This window comes from Limnobacter parvus (assembly GCF_024623725.1).
Taxonomy (GTDB): Bacteria; Pseudomonadota; Gammaproteobacteria; order Burkholderiales; family Burkholderiaceae_B; genus Limnobacter; species Limnobacter parvus.
This window is the reverse complement of the sequence record NZ_JANKHG010000014.1, coordinates 73107-89876: the sequence shown is the minus strand read 5'-3', so window position 1 is coordinate 89876 and position 16770 is coordinate 73107. Positions and strand designations below refer to the sequence as shown.

The 16770-nt window shown below is 53.3% G+C and carries 11 protein-coding genes and 1 pseudogene; 4 read left to right on the top strand and 8 right to left on the bottom strand.

Annotation, left to right across the window (positions count from 1 at the left end; all coding sequences use genetic code 11):
* Positions 1 to 7: 7 nt before the first annotated feature.
* The 4 genes and pseudogenes from NSP04_RS02695 to NSP04_RS02680 form a co-directional block, all read right to left on the bottom strand.
* Complete coding sequence (locus NSP04_RS02695) at positions 8 to 2443, bottom strand: TonB-dependent receptor domain-containing protein (RefSeq protein WP_257510800.1); 2436 nt, start codon at positions 2441 to 2443, stop codon at positions 8 to 10.
* 105 nt (positions 2444 to 2548) lie between these two features.
* Positions 2549 to 3601, bottom strand: coding sequence for a FecR family protein (locus tag NSP04_RS02690; protein WP_257510799.1), 1053 nt, complete (start codon positions 3599 to 3601; stop codon positions 2549 to 2551).
* Positions 3602 to 3639: 38 nt separating this feature from the next.
* Entirely contained in the window at positions 3640 to 4143 is a 504-nt protein-coding gene (locus NSP04_RS02685) for an RNA polymerase sigma factor (protein WP_257510798.1), read from the bottom strand.
* Between the two features lie 115 nt (positions 4144 to 4258).
* A pseudogene (locus NSP04_RS02680) lies at positions 4259 to 5173 on the bottom strand (LysR family transcriptional regulator).
* A gap of 125 nt (positions 5174 to 5298) precedes the next feature.
* Between NSP04_RS02680 and ycaC the strand changes: the two are divergent.
* From ycaC to NSP04_RS02660, 4 genes are all read left to right on the top strand, one after another.
* Entirely contained in the window at positions 5299 to 5919 is a 621-nt protein-coding gene (gene ycaC / locus NSP04_RS02675) for an isochorismate family cysteine hydrolase YcaC (RefSeq protein ID WP_257510797.1), read from the top strand.
* A gap of 23 nt (positions 5920 to 5942) precedes the next feature.
* Entirely contained in the window at positions 5943 to 6833 is an 891-nt protein-coding gene (locus NSP04_RS02670) for a pirin family protein (RefSeq protein ID WP_257510796.1), read from the top strand.
* Positions 6834 to 6915: 82 nt separating this feature from the next.
* The gene (locus NSP04_RS02665; RefSeq protein WP_257510795.1) at positions 6916 to 8748 is read left to right on the top strand and encodes a PI-PLC domain-containing protein; all 1833 of its coding nucleotides are present in this window, start codon (positions 6916 to 6918) and stop codon (positions 8746 to 8748) included.
* Between the two features lie 128 nt (positions 8749 to 8876).
* On the top strand, positions 8877 to 9986 hold the full coding sequence (locus NSP04_RS02660; RefSeq protein ID WP_257510794.1) for a putative solute-binding protein: 1110 nt from the start codon (positions 8877 to 8879) through the stop codon (positions 9984 to 9986).
* A 20-nt stretch (positions 9987 to 10006) separates the two neighbouring features.
* Here the strand turns inward: NSP04_RS02660 and NSP04_RS02655 are convergent, their stop codons facing one another.
* The 4 genes from NSP04_RS02655 to NSP04_RS02640 form a co-directional block, all read right to left on the bottom strand.
* Positions 10007 to 12124: a bifunctional metallophosphatase/5'-nucleotidase gene (locus NSP04_RS02655; protein WP_257510793.1), complete on the bottom strand. Its 2118-nt coding sequence runs from the start codon at positions 12122 to 12124 to the stop codon at positions 10007 to 10009.
* A 124-nt stretch (positions 12125 to 12248) separates the two neighbouring features.
* A complete protein-coding gene (locus tag NSP04_RS02650) occupies positions 12249 to 13514 on the bottom strand; it encodes a DUF3089 domain-containing protein (RefSeq protein ID WP_257510792.1) in 1266 nt (421 codons plus the stop codon).
* Positions 13511 to 15961 (bottom strand): neutral/alkaline non-lysosomal ceramidase N-terminal domain-containing protein, encoded by a 2451-nt coding sequence (locus NSP04_RS02645; protein WP_257510791.1) that lies wholly within the window; start codon positions 15959 to 15961, stop codon positions 13511 to 13513. Before NSP04_RS02645 ends, NSP04_RS02650 begins: the two co-directional genes overlap by 4 nt.
* Before the next feature lie 136 nt (positions 15962 to 16097).
* On the bottom strand, positions 16098 to 16700 hold the full coding sequence (locus NSP04_RS02640; protein ID WP_257510790.1) for a nitroreductase family protein: 603 nt from the start codon (positions 16698 to 16700) through the stop codon (positions 16098 to 16100).
* Positions 16701 to 16770 lie beyond the last annotated feature (70 nt).

Sequence of the window (16770 nt, the reverse complement as noted above, 5' to 3'; positions counted from 1 at the left end):
CCTTTGTTCAGAATGTGACATTGGCAGAAAGCCAAAGGGTTCGACCACCGGGCAAGGTGCCTTTGGTGGACTGGGCCGAGCGGAAATAGGGGCTGCCGAATACCGTGTTTCCGTTGATGTCGGAGTAAGGCGTGAATTCGCGGAAGTCTTTGTCCAGCAGGTTGAAAAGGGTGCTATTTAGAGTCACATTGTTCGAGACTTTGTATTGCCCGGCCAATGAGAAGATCGTGTAGCCTTTCAAGTCACCCAACGCACGAAACTCATTCAGACTGTTGCCTGTAAGTGCGGCAGGGTCACCATCAAAGCGGCGACTTTCGCCACGATATTCTCCCCGTAGTGACCAATTCCATTTGTCGCTTGCGTCCCAACGCAAAGCCGCATTTGCGATGTGTTTGGCTGTATCGCTAAGTTCGCCAACGTTCCGTCCATCTTCTACCAGTTCTGTTTCAGTGAAGGTGTAATTCAGGTTGGCTGACCACTGCTCGGCGATTGGAATGCGCGTGGCCAGTTCAAGCCCGTAGGTGTCTGCACGGTCCCGGTTTACGGGGAAGGTGGCGGTGGGGTTAAAGCTGCAAGTGGGGATTGCGGTGGATGTGCAATCGCCCCCATTGCTGCTGATGATGTCTTTGATGCGGTTATAAAACAGCGTGCTTGAAACTGTGAAGCCAGCCTGATTGTCATAGAGTGCCCCGAACTCTGTGTTCGTGCTGATTTCGGGTTGCAAGGCGGGGTTGCCGATGCTGACCACAGTGCCTTGACCGGTGATGCCACTGATGCCATCGGCAAGTTGGTTTAGTCGAGGGGCACGGAACCCGCGGCTGACACCGCCTTTTAGGGTCCAAGTGTCGCTTGTATTCCACACCAAATAGGCGCGCGGGCTCAGGTTTCCACCAAATGCATCGTGTTGGTCTTGACGAAGACCAAGTGTCAAGGCCAAGTCGTCGCGCAGGCGCCATTCATCTTCAGCAAACAGTGCCCAGGTGGTTTGCGTGTAGGGGTTCGGTACCAAGCCGTCTTCAAGCTCGGCATCCCAGTACTGTGCCCCGGCCGTGACCACATGTTGATCGCCAACTGGGGTTACCAGTTTGGTGTCCAGGATTGTGTTGCTTGTTTCAAGGCGTCTTGCCGTGCCAATCGACAAATCACCTGCTGGGCGGGCAGTGGTGGGTATGGTGCGCCCCTCTGTCTCGGTCACGCTTCGAGTCAGGCTGCTTTCCAAAGTGCCGAATTGCATGCGGGTGGTGTGGCCCAACACGAACTGTTGTCGGTTGAAGCTGAGTGAATCAGCGTAACCGCTCGCTGTATTGCTTGGGGCACCCGTGTTGCAGTTGAGAAAGTCGCGTGTGCCGAGCTGACATTCGTCGTTGTCGTAGTTGGTTCGATAGGATTCAAAATCAAGCCATAGATCATTGCGGGTATTGGGCGTTGCAGTCAGGCGAAAGCCCAGGTTGTGTTGACGAGTTTCTACCGGGGAGGGACCACGGCGGCTGATTGTTCCACCAGGGTTACTGGGTTCCAGTGTGGATTCATCGCGGCGAAACAGGCTGCCACGAATGGCCAGACCCAAGGTGTTTTCCACCAGTGGGCCACTGACATAGAAACTCTGTTTTTGGGTACCCCCTTCGTCGCTGTTTTCCGGAATACCTGTTTCCAGTTGAACTGAGCCACCCCACGTTTTTCCAACTTTGCGAGTGATAATGTTAATGACGCCGCCCAAGGCATCTGAACCATACAGTGTGGACATGGGACCGCGGATCACTTCAATCCGCTCAATCGCAGAAAGCGGGGGGATCAAGCTGGTGAGTGCGTCGCCAAATCCGTTAGGAGTGACGTCGCCGGCTGTGTTTTGACGGCGTCCATCAATCAGTACCAATGTGTAGTCGCTGGGTAGGCCCCGAATGCTGATGTTCAGACCACCAGTTTTTCCAGTGCTGCCACGCACATCTATGCCTTCTACATCTTTCAAGGCTTCGGCCAGGTCGCGAAACTGTTTGGTTTCAAGTTCTTCACGGCTGATGACCGAAATAGAGGCGGGCGCCTGTGTCAGGTCCTGTTCAAACCCTGAAGCACTAACCACCACGCTAGACAATCTTGGTGTGTTGTTTGATGTGGTTGATGGGGCAGGTTTGTTGACCACATAGTTGCCGTTACTTTCAAACACTTGAAGGCCACTGCCCGCCAACAACAAATTCAGGGCCTGTCGCGCGGTGTACCAGCCGTTAAGCGCGGGAGCTTGCAGGTCTTTCACAATCGATTGGTCAACCACCAGTTGCGTGTTGTAAGTGCTGGCCCATTGAGTGAGTGCCCGGTCCAGGTTCTGGTTGGACATACTGACTTGTTGGGTGGTGTTGTTTGGGGTTTGTTGTGCCAGTGCAGGGCCGCTGCTTAGTGCCATGGACATGGCCAGTGTTAGGGCCCGCATGCGGAGTCGATGGGATTTCATGGTGTCCTCTTGAAAATAAGAAATGATTCTCATTTAAGAAGACGTTGGGGAAAACCGAATTACTGTAGGCTGATGAAGATTTTTTTTAAATGTGGCATTTCGGCTTTATTTGCGCACCAGCAGTTGCTGTTGGTTTTGTTGAATGACCTCAAGGGGCAGTGCCTGGTTAAGCACCTCAGAAATTGCTTGCTTGTTACGTACATCAAACGAGGCAGACACCTTAAGGCTGGCCAGTTCTTTGTGGCCAAGTTGCCAGGGTGTGCTGCTGTAGCGGTTCAGTTCGACTAGCAATTCATCCAGTCGCGTATTCACCACGGTAATTCTGTGCAAGGTCCATTCAGGCAAAGAGCGGGATTGAAGATTTTGCAGTGAAATGGTTTTACCTTTTGCATCCAGTGCAAGCTGTTGAACAGCGACTAGCTCCGTTCGGTGTGCATAGTCATTGAAAGGCAGGCCGTTGTTCTTGATGGAGTGCTCAACAGCCACGTGACCCTGTTTTACTGTGACGACGGGCCCTGTGGGTGTCGAGTGGTCTGGGGTCCAGCGAACATCGAACAGGGTACCCAGTACTTGCACCCGTGCTTGCGGTACGGTCACTGTGAAGGGGCGACCGGGATCACGTTGCACATCGAAACGAACCTGCCCCCGGCTGATTTCCACCGTGCGGCGTGCACGGGTGTACTGAACTTCAAGGTGAGTATTGGTGTCCAGTGTAAGTTGCGTTCCATCTCCCAGTTTCACATTTTTTATTTCACCCACGGCAGTTTGGAACTGGTGTTGCTCCACCGGCCAGAACTGATACCAGGCCACAGAAATTGCCGCAGTCAATACCACCGGCAGGCATGCCAGTGCAGCGACTCGAAATGATTTGCGACTGGTTTTGGCGGGTGAGCAGGAATTAAGTATGGCCTTGTCAATCAAAATCTGTGCTCGCAAGCCCGCCAATTGTTCCGCTCGCAGATTTTTCAACGTGGCATCCACTGCCTCGCATTGGGCCATCGCACTTTGATTGGATGGCTTTTCAGCAAGCCACGCTTGAAAGACTTGTTCCTCTGTTTCAGTCCATGGGCCATGTTGTTTCTTCAGGGTCCAATCCACTGCGTCTGCCTCGCTTTCAGTCAAGGTTTCGCGGTGTGGATTGGGTGAATAAGGGCGCATTGAGAACAATGTAAAGTGGTGCTATTAATGTTGACGGATCAGTCAGGCAAATTACTGTATTCGAGTCCCTTGATGCAGGCTGCCATGGCAATTCTTAGTTGCATTTCAACGGTGCGGGGCGAGATGTGCATGCGTTGAGCAATCTCTTGGTAGCTTAATCCGTCAAACTTAAACAGGATGAAGGCCTCGCGACAGCGGGGCGGCAATTCATTGATGATTGTCAGTAACTTGTCCAGTTGTTGGTTGGCGCTGGCAATCTGCTCGGGGTCAACGTGCTGGGTGGCAGATGGCAAATATCCGTGTTTCTGCTCTTCTTCAAGCGACATGAGTTCTGGGCGGCTGCTTTGCTTGCGGTGCTCATCGATCAGCCAGTTGTTGGCGATCTTGAATAACAGCGCTCGCGGATCAAGCACAGCAGCACCTTCGTGCTGCATGGCGACAGCTCTGGAAAAGCATTCCTGTGCCGCGTCTGCGGCCAGGTCGTGGTCGCGCAATCGATTGAGCAAGAAATGTTTGAGCTCCCTGTAGTGCTTCTCAAACATGGAAATGGAACATCATGGATAAAACGAAAGAATATATGATAACGATTCTCATTACTATATGAGTGAGAGGGTTTTTTCTTTGCACCTGGATTCAATGTATTCGGCTTAAGCTTTTTTAGTCTTCCTCAAACGAATCGTACTTTTCGCAAAGAAAGTCAATCAGCGCACGCACTGCAGGTAGCATGCCGCGTCTTGATGGGAATACGACATGAATGATTTCACGCCGTGGCGACCATTCGAGCAGTAGTTTTATCAATTCACCGTTTGCCACTTGTTTGGTCACCATTAAATTAGGCAGTTGAACCACGCCTATACCGGCCATGGCGCTGGCACGCAGGGCAACCATGTCGGTGGTCACCAGCCGGGGTGAATATGGAACAACAATTCGTTCACCGTTCGCATGGGTAAGGCACCATTCAAAGCTGTGTTGAATTTGCCCCTGTGTTTGCCCCAAACCCAAGCTGGGTCAATTCGCCAAATCTTTCGGGTGCATTGGGGAACCCATTTTGTTGATCAGGCTTGGAGCGGCCACCAAACACAGTCCACGGTCTGACAATACTTTCAGTATCAAATCACTGCTGTCCAACGGCAAGGGGCGCACCCGAATGGCAAGGTCCACACCTTCGGCCACCACATCCACGCGCCTGTTACTTGCCTCCAGTTGAATGTTAACCAGCGGATGTTTTGTCAGGAATTCGGCAAGCATGTCGCCGATGTGGGCATGTAGCAGCGCAATCGGGCAGGTAAGGCGAATCAGCCCCCGGGGCTCAGAGTGATTTTGATCGATCAGTTCTTGCGCACTCTCGGCTTCTATCAACATGGCTTTGCAATGTTGGTAGTAGGTTTTACCAATCTCGGTGATGTGGAGCTTACGGGTTGAGCGGTAAAGAAGTTGTGTGTTGAGTCGCTTTTCCAGGTCGGCAATGCGGCGACTTATTTTTGATTTGGGCACATTCAAGGCACGTGCTGCGGCTGAAAAACCCTGATGTTCAACCACCTTGGCGAAGTAGTACAAATCATTCAAATCCATGCAAGTCTCCCCGTTGATTGTTCCTGGTATAGAACGATTTGTTGAAATATTGGCTGCTTATCACGCAATTGATGTTTAGATAGCATATTGCCATTATTCACTGTCAATATACAAAGGAAGTCACCATGAGCAAGCCCTACGTTCGCCTCGACAAAAACAATGCTGCCGTGCTGTTGGTGGATCACCAGGCCGGTTTGCTTTCGCTGGTACGCGACATCGACCCAGACCGTTTCAAAAACAATGTGCTGGCCTTGGCAGATCTTGCGAAGTATTTCAAATTGCCCACTATTTTGACAACCAGTTTTGAGACTGGCCCGAACGGCCCACTGGTGCCCGAATTGAAAGAAATTTTTCCGGATGCGTCTTACATTGCGCGCCCTGGGCAAATTAATGCATGGGACAACGAAGAGTTTTTGGCTGCTGTGAAAGCCACAGGCAAAAAGCAATTGATCATCGCGGGTGTGGTAACCGAGGTGTGTGTGGCATTCCCGACTTTGTCAGCACTTGCCGAGGGCTACGACGTGTTTGTAGTCACTGATGCTTCAGGCACATTCAATGAATTGACCCGTGATTCTGCATGGGAGCGTATGACAGCAGCAGGTGCGCAATTGATGACCTGGTTTGGCGTGGCCTGTGAATTGCACCGTGACTGGCGCAACGACATTGAAGGCCTGGGTGCATTGTTTTCGAATCATATTCCTGACTATCGCAACCTGATCACCAGCTACACAGCGCTGACGAAGTAATTGGAACGCGCTATGATTTCGTCATGAGCAAATTCAAGCGAATCGAACTTCGAAGCGCAGACTTGGGCGAAGGCATGTTGGTGAAACGTGCCTTGCCCAGTCGCCACCAGCGCATGGTGGGCGCCTGGTGTTTTCTGGACCACGCCGGCCCGGTGAATTTTGCGCCCGGCAAGGGCATGCATGTGGGCGCACATCCGCACACGGCACTGCAAACTTTCACTTGGTTAATCGAAGGCGAATTGCTGCACAAAGACAGCCTGGGCAATGAATTGATTATTCGCCCTGGGCAAGTGAACTTGATGACCGCAGGCCGCGGCATTGTGCACACTGAAGATTCCGTGGTGAATGGCAGTAGCCTGCATGCCGCCCAATTGTGGATTGCCTTGCCTGAAGAACTGGCCGATTGCGAACCAGCATTTGTGCACTATCGTGAGCTGCCGCAGTGGCATCTTGATGGTGTGCAGTTCACTTTGCTGGCGGGTGCTTACGGTGGGTACCAAGCGCCAACCGCCGTGCATTCACCCATGTTGGGCATGGACCTGTTCAGTGCGCAAGGTGGATTGGTAACGCTGAATCTGAATCCGGATTTTGAATATGGGTTTTTGCCATTGACCGGGGAAGTAAGCGTTGACGGTGAGGTCTTCACACCCGACGAATTTGCTTATCTGGGCAAAGATCTGTCTGATTTATCCTTGATTTTGCGGCCAGATACCCGTGTGCTTTTGCTGGGCGGCATGCCGTTCGATGCGCCCGTGCAAATGTGGTGGAATTTTGTGGCGCACAACAAAGATGCAATTACAAAGGCCCAACAAGATTGGGAGCAGGGTAACGAACGTTTCGGTGACGTGAAAGACGCCACTGCACCGGGAGGCGTGGCTGCGCGATTAGTGCCACCACCACTGCTCTGGAAATGAATGTGTAGCCGATCTGGAACAAATACCAAGGAAAATGTGACTCAAATGCACTTACCTTGCGTTGTATTGGGCCTGTTTGTATATGCGTTTTCCCGTCTCTGTTTCCCCTTCGACCGACCCACGTCGTGTTGAAGCCTCGCCTTCTGCGGTATCTACTCCAACTTCTACGTCGACCCAACCTTCGCGCTTCACCAGGGCTGCCAGACGAATTTTGAAGCCAGCTTTGATGACCGTGTTGTTGGGTAGCTCAAGCATCGGGGTTCTGCCTGCGCTTCAGGCACGCAGGCATCAAGCCACTGTAATGCCAGGTAAAGACCTGCCCAAATACCTTCCATCGCCCAATTCCCCGATCCGCTACGCAAGTGGTGTGATGATTCACAACGCGGGCAGTGACATAGGCCGCAGCGACACTTCTGTGTTTCTAAGCAATCAACACCAGTCCACGGTTGCCATTCTTGAATCGCTTCCGGCACTTGGCGCTCAAATGGACCCTTACAAACAAAATGGGGTGTGGTACTTGCGTCACCAATTCGGCGACGGCAGTGCTCCACTTCGTTTGGCGGATGAGTTGCGTGAAGTCAATGAGTGGCTGGACAACAACCCGGATCGAATTTTTGTATTGGATCTGGATACTTTCGATCGACTGGACTTGCATGATGTTTCTCTTGCAGAAGTGGTTAGGTCGTGCTTTGGTTCGAAGGTGTTGATGACCAACGATGGAGAGGTTCTTTTTACGGTCAAGGATGCGGTGACGACCAATAAACGACTGGTTTTAAGCGCCAGGGCGGCATCGATTCCCGGGTTCGCAGGCAATGTGGATTCAGGTGTTGTTGTACAACCCCTTGAGACCCACGCGGCCAACTTAACTCCTGTGTATTCGTTTCTCCGTGGTATTGCGCAGGTGGACAGAATTGCTTTTGACAGTACGCCTGGAACGGCCCGTGATCACTTCGAAACTCCGCAGGATATTCTTGAGCATGTGCAACAACCGGGCACACAGATTTTATTGGACCAAATGAATTTGGCCAGCTTTATTGAACCCAAAGGTTTTGAATCCGACCCGGTGTTCATGTCTGGGTACCCGGAAAGTGAAACCCTGCGAAAGGCAACTTTGGGTGCGACCACGGGCTCGGCCATGGTCAGTGCGTTTGCCGCGCTGGCATTGGCTGCGTTGGCCACACATTCCCTACGCAAGCAAAGCATGACAGCGCAACAGGCCACTCCCAACAACAATTCGCACACGCATGAAACATTGCCTTTGCTCGCTGACTTGACTGTGGTTCAACTGACATCGGCAATCAGCAATTGTGCGTTAACTTTGGCTACTGTTTTCCCCGGACTGCGCCACCAATTGGGTGCGGCTGGGTTGGTGTCAGTCGCCGCAGGTTTTATTGCCAAGCTGGCGGCCACTCGCGTGAATCCGCATGCCCTGAATGCAGTTGTTGCCGACGATGTGGAGCAACAAGCGATTGTTAACCCGTTGCCAGGCGACTCCACGGGACACTCTGCGATTAAATGGCTTGCCGACGGTGCCACCGCTTACCATGTGTTGACGCGTTTTGCCAGTTTGGCCAAGTACAGCATTCCTGCAACACTGCCCGCATTGGCAGCCATGAACTTTTTGATGGCTGTCAATGCGGGTGTGCTGAAGTTAGAGATCCACAACTTGAATGCGCAGGAAGCTTTGCGAGGCAATCCGGAAAACAGGGTTGCCATTGCCAGGAATCTTAAAAAGGATCTGCAAAGGCAAGGTTTAAAAACCGGGCTTTCGATGGCCGGCATGGCGGGCAGCATGGGCATTGTGGTACCCGCCGCGTCGGGGCCTTTTTTGATCGCCGCTGCATTGACGCCGATTGCCGCCGGTATCGGCGCCAGGTGGCTCGGCACCAAGAAAGCAAGGGAACTAGACGCCTAAAATCACATTGGAGCCCGGCGGATATTGCGTTGCAAGATTGACCCCATGCATTGATTCATTCAAGATGTAACCGCTCAGTTACATCTGTGTTGTAGTCCCTTCTGCCATCTTCCTTTCTGGACAACACAATGCTTATCCGCTCGCTTTCCATGTCGCTGGCTTTGGCCAGCATGCTTTTTTCGTCGCAAACGTTTGCCCAGGTCAAGGGGCCGGAGATTCCCCCGAACCTGATTGGCAATGTGTCTCGCCAGTTGATGAAAGAGATGAAGCCACTGGACAAGCCGCTGCACATCAAGATTTGTATTTTCGACATTTTGGGCAAGGCTGGTCCTGTGTTTAGCGTGGCACAAGATGTTGCACTGGAAGCGCGAAAGTGGAATGTCTTTGCCGAGTTGATTCCCCACACCAATGAAACTGTGGCTGCCGAATCATTTCGAACCGGGCAATGTGAGGCGGTGGGCATTACTACCTTGCGCGCACGGTTGTTCAATCAATTCATGGGAAGTTTTGATGCGGTGGGTGCATTGCCTTCTTACGATCATGTGAAAACTGCCTTGCAAGTATTGATGGGGAACGACGCACTGTACGATTTGTCGATTCAGGGCAAATACCAGGTGGTGGGCATGGCCCCCTTGGGTGCGGCGTATGTGATGGTGAATGACCGCTCAATCGATTCCATTGAGAAGGCGGCCGGTAAAAAAGTAGCCGTAATGGATTGGGACAAAAGCCAGGCAAAAATGATTCAACAGTTGGGTGCGCAGGCTGTGCCCAGCGACATTACCAACTTTGCGCAGAAGTTTAACAACGGGGTTGTTGATATTGTGGCAGCACCTGCTGTGGCATTTGCACCGCTTGAACTTTATCGCGGTTTGGGTACCAAGGGTGGCGTGTACAAGATGCCTTTGCTCAACGTGACTGGCTCCGCAATTATCAACCGCACGCGGTTGGAGAAGGAAATTCCTGATCTGGATGATCGTCTGAAGAAAATGCGCAAGTTTGGCTTGGGTTTTATCGACCAGGCGTTGGACGCGGTCAAGGCGATTGAAAAGCAGGTGCCCGCGAAGTACTGGATGAATGTGACCCCGGCGGATCAAGAAAAATACAATGTGATGATGCAGCAGGCTCGCGTGCAGCTGACGCAAGAAGGCGTGTACGACAAACGAATGATGAGTTTGCTAAAAAAAGTGCGCTGCCACCACACACCCAGTGCTGCGGAATGCAGCACGGATGTGGAGTAAAGCACTGCGGATGTGACTTGTTACTGGGCCGCCACCGTGTCGGCGCGAATCGCCAGGTTCTGAATACGCAAGTCGTTGCTTGCTGGTGTTTCAGGCAAGTTGAACGGCGCTACATCGGTGAACTGGCGCAAGAAGCGTGCAAAGGCGTCTTGCTCGGAACCCTTGGCTGCAAAAGTATTCCCCGCAGTGAAGGCGATCGGGTCAAGTGCAGGAGCTACATCCAGGCTCAAACGGTTTTGGTCAGCCAGCAATGGGAATGGGTAATTGTCGCCCCCAAGGCTGGTTGTTCCCGAAATATTTGCCAGGAAGTTCAGCGTAACCAGGCGGAAAATGCGGTTCGGGTCACCTTGCAGCGCTCCGTTTTGTACCACAATGTCGTTGCCCACTTTTACCGTACGAATGCGGCTGCCCGTGCCGTCGGCTGCGGAACCCGCAGCACCCACCATGCGCGCTGCACGAGTAGCGTCAAAGCTGAATGAAAAACCACCAATTTGCGGAAACTGGCCAGGTGTAGCACCCGGTGCAACTGCTGCAACACCGTGTTCCAGCAATTCTTTCAAACGTGTGGCGGTAACGTCAATGACAACCAGGCCGTTGTTGAATCGCAGCGAGTTTTCAATTGCCAGCTGCGACACTTCACCTTCTTCACGAATGCCGGGGTTTGCGGCAATGGGTTTGAATGTGGTGGTGGTAGAGCCTGGCAAGGTTTCAATGAAACCGATGTCGGAACGAATACCACCGCCGTTTTTCAAAGAAATAACCGCGGTTGCATCAAACAGCTGGGCGTAAGCCAGGTTCGCATCAGAAGATGCATTGCCCAGGTTGGTTTCCTCGGTTCGCACCGAAGTGCGGCGACCATCCAGATACACTTCCGACGTGCCAAGCACATTGCCATCTTTGGCGGTAATTACATTTCGCAACGCGTCGCGAATTGCCACCACTTCCGGAATCGGAGTGACACCGCCAGCGGTGTCGTCGCTTGGGCTGGTTGCATAAGCGTCAGACACGGTTCGGTCGATTAGCTGGGGAATAATTTGGCCATCTGCATCAAACGGTGCAACCAGTCTACCCAGGTACTTGTAATCGCCATCCACGTTTACCAAGGCCACCGGGTTGGTGGGCGATTGGATAATGCGTGGGTATTCGCCCTGTGATGCCTCGCCTGCGCGCAGGCGGCTATTGCCCAAGCGCGTGTTGGAACCACCGGCCACAATAATGTCAACGTTGCGCAGACCGGCAGCCAGTTGTTCTTCAACACTGATCTGCTGCATGTGCGACAACAAAATGATTTTGTCGATGCCCGCTGCAGTCATTTCGTCCACACCGGTTTGAATGGATGCAATCAAGTCGGCAATGACTACACTGCCGCTTGAGTTACCACCATCGAACGTAATGCCGCCCGAGGAAGTAATTTGCGGAAATGTGGGTGAACTGGCACCAATAATGCCGATGGTTTCGCCATCGACTGTGGCGGTTACCCACCCAGTCAAACGGCCAGCAGCGGCTTGAGTGGTTTCACCATTCGGAACAATGAATGTGGGCGAGGCATTTAGGTTGCCCGCAAGGTTTGCATCGGCCGAAAAATCTGCATTGAATGACAGGTAGGGGAAGCGGCCACCATCCCAACGGATGTCCCGGTCGTCGGGATCAGGAGTGGCAGGTAGGTCTCGAATGTCTGCACCAAAAATGGTACGGAATTCCGAGGTGCCCAAATCCAGGTCATGGTTGCCCAAGGCAGAGGCTTGAACGCCCATGGCGTCCAGAAATGCGATGTCGGCGCGTCCAATCGATGCACGCAGGGTATTGATGCCCCGCGCGGTGCGGAACACGTTTGTCAGGGTTGCGTCTTCAGAGGCAGAAAGGCGTGGGCCAGGAATCAGGTTGTCGCCTGAACTCAGCACCAGTGTGTTGTCTGGCATTTCAGCGCGGAAGCTGCTGATCAGGCCCGACATGTTCGCCACGCTGTTCAAAGCCTGGTTGTCGTCGCCATCGGCATCTGCGAAGTGCAGCATTTGTAAGGTGAATTCGGCTTCCGGAATTGGAGCCACTGGGGTGGCATTGTCGGATGAACAGGCTGCCAAAAGGGCCAGCAGCGAGAAAGCACCGCCTGCCAGCCATTTGCTGTGTAATTTGTACATGGTTGCAACTTCCTTGATACGACTGAGGATTGCGAACAAAGGGTTCGCGCGCACCGAGTTAAAAACTCGACGCGCTCAGTGTAGGCAGATCACATTGCAATTCGATGAAGTCAAGGTGAGCGCTCTAGCGCGCTGCGTTAAGCCACGCATTGGCCTGTCGCTGGGCAAGCCGCACCAGGTCGCCCTGGGCAATTGACACATCAATCAGATGAAAGCCCCAGTTAGTGCCACCAATGAATTCGCCGGGGTAATCGTCTGCGCGGGGATCATCGGGGTCGGCCACAATGCTGGCCTCTAGGTAACTGACCCCATTTGGACCAACTTTGCATTCCCCTTTCACCTGGCCCGGTATGGAATAGTAGGGCGTGGGAATGGTCAGGTTACTTATGGGGTTGACATACGGGCCGCCAGGCCCGCGGGGAATTAACAGAACCCGGAACACGGGTGGTTGCTGGCGAGGAATGATGGGAAACAAATCAGCCTGACCGCCAGCCAGTGCGGCCGGGTTGGTACAAAGTGCTTGTGTGCCTTCTTCTGCACTCAAACCAAAGCGCGGGTCTTCAAGCTGGGGGTCGCCTGCACGGTACGTTACATACGCCACCACGCAGCCAATCTGGTTTGCGCTGCGGCAGGCAGGCACTTGTTGAAAGGAAGCTCCCACATTTTGACCCGTGGGCACCAGCACATTGGTGCCAGGAATGTGGGCTGCGATCAGGCGGCGTAGCAACTCGGGCCGGGTTTCAATTTCTTCGGCAATCAGCCTGCGCAAAATTCCTGAACCTTGAGAATGCCCAACCAAAATAAATCCACGTCCTTCGCTTTGGTTGGCGATGTATTCCTTGAATGCGTCCAGCACATCGGCATAAGCCACTTCACCGGCGTTGGGTGCAATGTCAATGCCGCCCAGCGCGCCTGTAAAGGTGGTCAGTCCCAGTGCTGTCAATGTGCGTTGCCGGTACACAGGCGCAAACTGCCTGCACACTTCGCCGTACCTTCCGAATTGCAAGGCGGTGGTTTGTTGCTCTTGCAAATCGTCATTCAAATCTGAATTGCCAGCCAGGTCGATGCTGGTGGTGGGGTACACGTAGAAGCAATCCACTGGGGGTTCGGTTGCGGGTGTGTAGGTCAGTGGGATGGCGGTGGCATCGGCCGCCACAACAGTGCTGTCAAAGTTGCCGTTGCACACATTGCTGTTGCCAAACAAATCCGGGTGGCAAAGCCAATTGCTGGTGCCTGTGTACAAAGTGCTTTGGTAGCCAGGAAACGGATTGGTGACGTTGGCTGCGCTTGCGCCCACGCGTGTGTTTGTGCTGCCGTTGCTGGAATCGCCACCGCAGGCAGATAGCAGAATTGATGTGGTTGCAACGCTGATTAAAAACCGATGAATCACAACATCCTCCCGTCGCTGCATGTGGCCCCGGTGGCCGTTACATCAAATGCTTCGCTGACACCTTCGAATGCTTCGGGCGATCCTGCTGGCACAGCGACACCCCTATGTTTGATTCGATATTTACCTGCGGGTGTGTTTGCAGGAATTTTCCATTCAGCCAGCGCAGTGGACACAAAACCAGCCAGCGGAACCGGGCTTAAGTAGGGCGTTGCTTCGAAAGGCTGCCAGCGGAAAATCAGTTCAGCCGAGCGGTCGTGGGTGAAGGTTTCCCATTCGCCTTGTGCATTCATTCGTTCCACTTCCACAAGGGCCAACCCACGGGTTTTCATGTTGCGCGGGTGGGCACTTTGAAATTGCGCAGTCACTGTATTGCCAGCGGCCACTGTGGGGGCGGGCTGTGCCAGTACATCGCCAAATGCAGCGCCCGGTGCCTGATCAAAAGGAATATACGGCGGGCGCGGGATCGGGTTGCTGGTCACCGTGCGGGGTGGGCCCGCGGGTGGCTGGCTCAGCGTGGTCATGGACATGGCCAACCTGCGGCTTTCTTGTTGCACAGCAGCCAGTGTCCACGGGCCGAATTGGGTCGATGCACCTTCGTATTGTTGAATTGAGTATTCTTCGCGCGTGGTCAGGTAATTCACAAAGTCATTGCTTAAGCCACTGATAATGACTTGGTCAATCCCTTGTGGTTCCAGTACTTCCAGCACAGTTTGGCGAATGCGGCGGCCCGCCATCGTGGTAATTTCCCAAGGCAGGCCCAACACCGCGACATTGCCAATGGTGAACAACTGGAAGGGCAACACATCGTTGCTTAAATTCAGCGGTGCACCCAATACAAACAGCACGGGCTTTTCAGCGTGGCAGGCCAGGTCAACGCCCACCGGCACAGCATCAAAAGGCAGGGCACTGACGTTACACAACACGGCGGTGGCCAGCACCTCAGGCGGCAGTTTGCCAGCGGCCAAAGCAGCCAGGTCACGGGTCAATCGACCCGGATCGGTTCGGTCATTGCAACTTGCGCCCTCCACGGTGGGGCCAGGGCCATCTTCAGCGCCTGCACCAAATGAAACACCCATGGCGGCGGTGCAGGTTTTCTTCACAGCATCGTTCAGCGATTCCGGGTGGCGAAGTGAATTCAGCACCACGGGGTCAGTAATTTCAACTTCATCCATTTTCACGTGGAATTGCGCGAAGTTCACGCCGCCCTTCACCAACTGGTTCGCATCGCGGTACAGCGTTAATGCACGGGCCAGTTGCTTACTGCCGTTGATTTCGACTGCTTTCAATTCATCAGTAGAACCACCGCGTTCTTCAAAGGGTTTGTCTTTGAAGAAAATATTGGGGCTGCTGTCGCCCTCATCGGTTTGCGCAAATGCCGCCACGAATGTGTCTTCACCGGAAGGCGCTTCATACCGCGTGCCCATCAGCTTTTCGAATGCAAGCGATGCCCAACCTTTGTTGTCGGCGGAAATTAGCGGGTTGGTATTGCCCGTGGTCGTGGGGTGCACGCCAAACCAGTTGATTTGTCCAATCGGGGTACCATCGCCACGGCGCAGTTTCAACAGTGCCATTTCCTTGTTTACATTCTGGCTTTCACCGCGCTGGTTTAAATATTGGTTGCGTTCTTCCTGCGGGTTTTGGTCGTAAGCAATGGCAGAGCGGTTCACATTGGCATTTAGCAGTTCGCCGTTGTTGACCAGCAAGCGCCCGGGTTCGGGGTTGGCTTGCAAGTTGGCATGCGCCCGGCGAATGGCTTCTACAATGCCATCAACAATGAAGTTGTAAACCTCTTCATCGTGGCCTAAGCGAAATAGATTGAAAGCTGCGAAATGTGCATATCCACCAGGCCCTGCGTGGGTGTGGGTGGCATTCAGCATGATGTTTTGTTCGTCGTAAAACGCGGCCAGTTCAGTGTCTGCTGCCACTTGGTTCAACACCCCTTGGCGCACAGCATGGAAAATCATGCCCAGGTCGTTGACCACATACACCACGCGTTTTCCATTGCAGGGCGAGCCAATCACATACGCCCGTGAAAACTGCCGCGTGTGCAGGCCAAGGGTGGCGTGGGTGGGGCTTTCATAACCCATCATCACTGAACCCGCTGCAGGGCCGGTGATGTCGACAATACCTGTGCCCATGGTGAAGGCGGTGTTGTTGCTGCAAGCGCCACTGTTCAAGCCAACGCTGGGTTGTGTGTTGTTGTTGGGTGTGCTGGTCAGATTGATTGATGGGCTGTCTTGTCCTTCACCAATCAGCAAGTTGGGGTCGGTCAGTGCACACTGCAAACCAGTGGCGTCGACAAATTCATTGGCCCCTTGACTTTCATTCGGATTGGTTCGCCCGTTCATTTGAAAAGCGTTGTTGCTTTCTCCCAGGCAGCCTGCCAAAGCAAGGCAGGTCAGCAGCACTGAACAATTCAGCGTGCGTTTTGAAAAGTGGTGTGTCATGCAGCGTGCTTCTTTTTTGAATGTCTCCTTCTGTGTTACTGGGTGCAAGAATGGGCAGATTCAGCCAACTGGCAATAGCGGGCCGCTGTGTCGGCTTGGCGACACAGCAACTGCGGTGGTTTGGTTTTAACAGGCGTTAAAACTTATTGTTAACCACCACTTCTTCCAAGCTGAGTTGCCCCGGCTTTGGCCAAGGCGCTTTGGTACCCTTGCCAATCGCCACCATTGGGCCCATTGCGTGGTCAGCAGGCAATCTGATCAAGTTGGCGACCGCTTCAATGTCGAAGCCAATCATGGGGCAGGAATCGAGGCCAATGCCTTTGGCAGCCAGCATCAAGGTTTGCATCGCCATACCAATCGATCGTTGCGCTTCATCGCGTTGCAGCCACTCACGACCTTCATGGAAAGGCCCCATCCATCCAACCAACAAATCCGCCACTTCTTTGGGTGCGTCTGCCCAGTATCGCGAGGGGTTTTTCTCCCAGGCTTTCATGTCGGCGGTCATAATGACCAGCAAAGATGAATCCGTGATTTGCGCTTGGTCATTGCCCAGTTTGCGCATTTCTGCACGCAACGCTTTGTCGCGCACCACCACAAAGCGCCAATGTTGGATGTTGAAACTGGTTGGCGCTTGGATTGCCGCCTCGAACAATTTTTTCTCGTCGTCTGCGGGAATGTTGTATTCAGGGTCGAACGCCTTAATGGCGCGTCGTTGATAAATGGCGTCAAATAATTCCATGTACTACTCCGTGTGTTCTGCATAAAAAAGCCGGTAACCCATTTGGGCTCCGGCTCTCAGTGTACAGGCT

Coding starts and splice junctions, on each gene's coding strand:
- NSP04_RS02695 (WP_257510800.1), bottom strand. CDS start 2,443: ATGAAATCCCATCGACTCCGCATGCGGGCCCTAACACTGGCCATGTCC.
- NSP04_RS02690 (WP_257510799.1), bottom strand. CDS start 3,601: ATGCGCCCTTATTCACCCAATCCACACCGCGAAACCTTGACTGAAAGC.
- NSP04_RS02685 (WP_257510798.1), bottom strand. CDS start 4,143: ATGTTTGAGAAGCACTACAGGGAGCTCAAACATTTCTTGCTCAATCGA.
- ycaC (WP_257510797.1), top strand. CDS start 5,299: ATGAGCAAGCCCTACGTTCGCCTCGACAAAAACAATGCTGCCGTGCTG.
- NSP04_RS02670 (WP_257510796.1), top strand. CDS start 5,943: ATGAGCAAATTCAAGCGAATCGAACTTCGAAGCGCAGACTTGGGCGAA.
- NSP04_RS02665 (WP_257510795.1), top strand. CDS start 6,916: ATGCGTTTTCCCGTCTCTGTTTCCCCTTCGACCGACCCACGTCGTGTT.
- NSP04_RS02660 (WP_257510794.1), top strand. CDS start 8,877: ATGCTTATCCGCTCGCTTTCCATGTCGCTGGCTTTGGCCAGCATGCTT.
- NSP04_RS02655 (WP_257510793.1), bottom strand. CDS start 12,124: ATGTACAAATTACACAGCAAATGGCTGGCAGGCGGTGCTTTCTCGCTG.
- NSP04_RS02645 (WP_257510791.1), bottom strand. CDS start 15,961: ATGACACACCACTTTTCAAAACGCACGCTGAATTGTTCAGTGCTGCTG.
- NSP04_RS02640 (WP_257510790.1), bottom strand. CDS start 16,700: ATGGAATTATTTGACGCCATTTATCAACGACGCGCCATTAAGGCGTTC.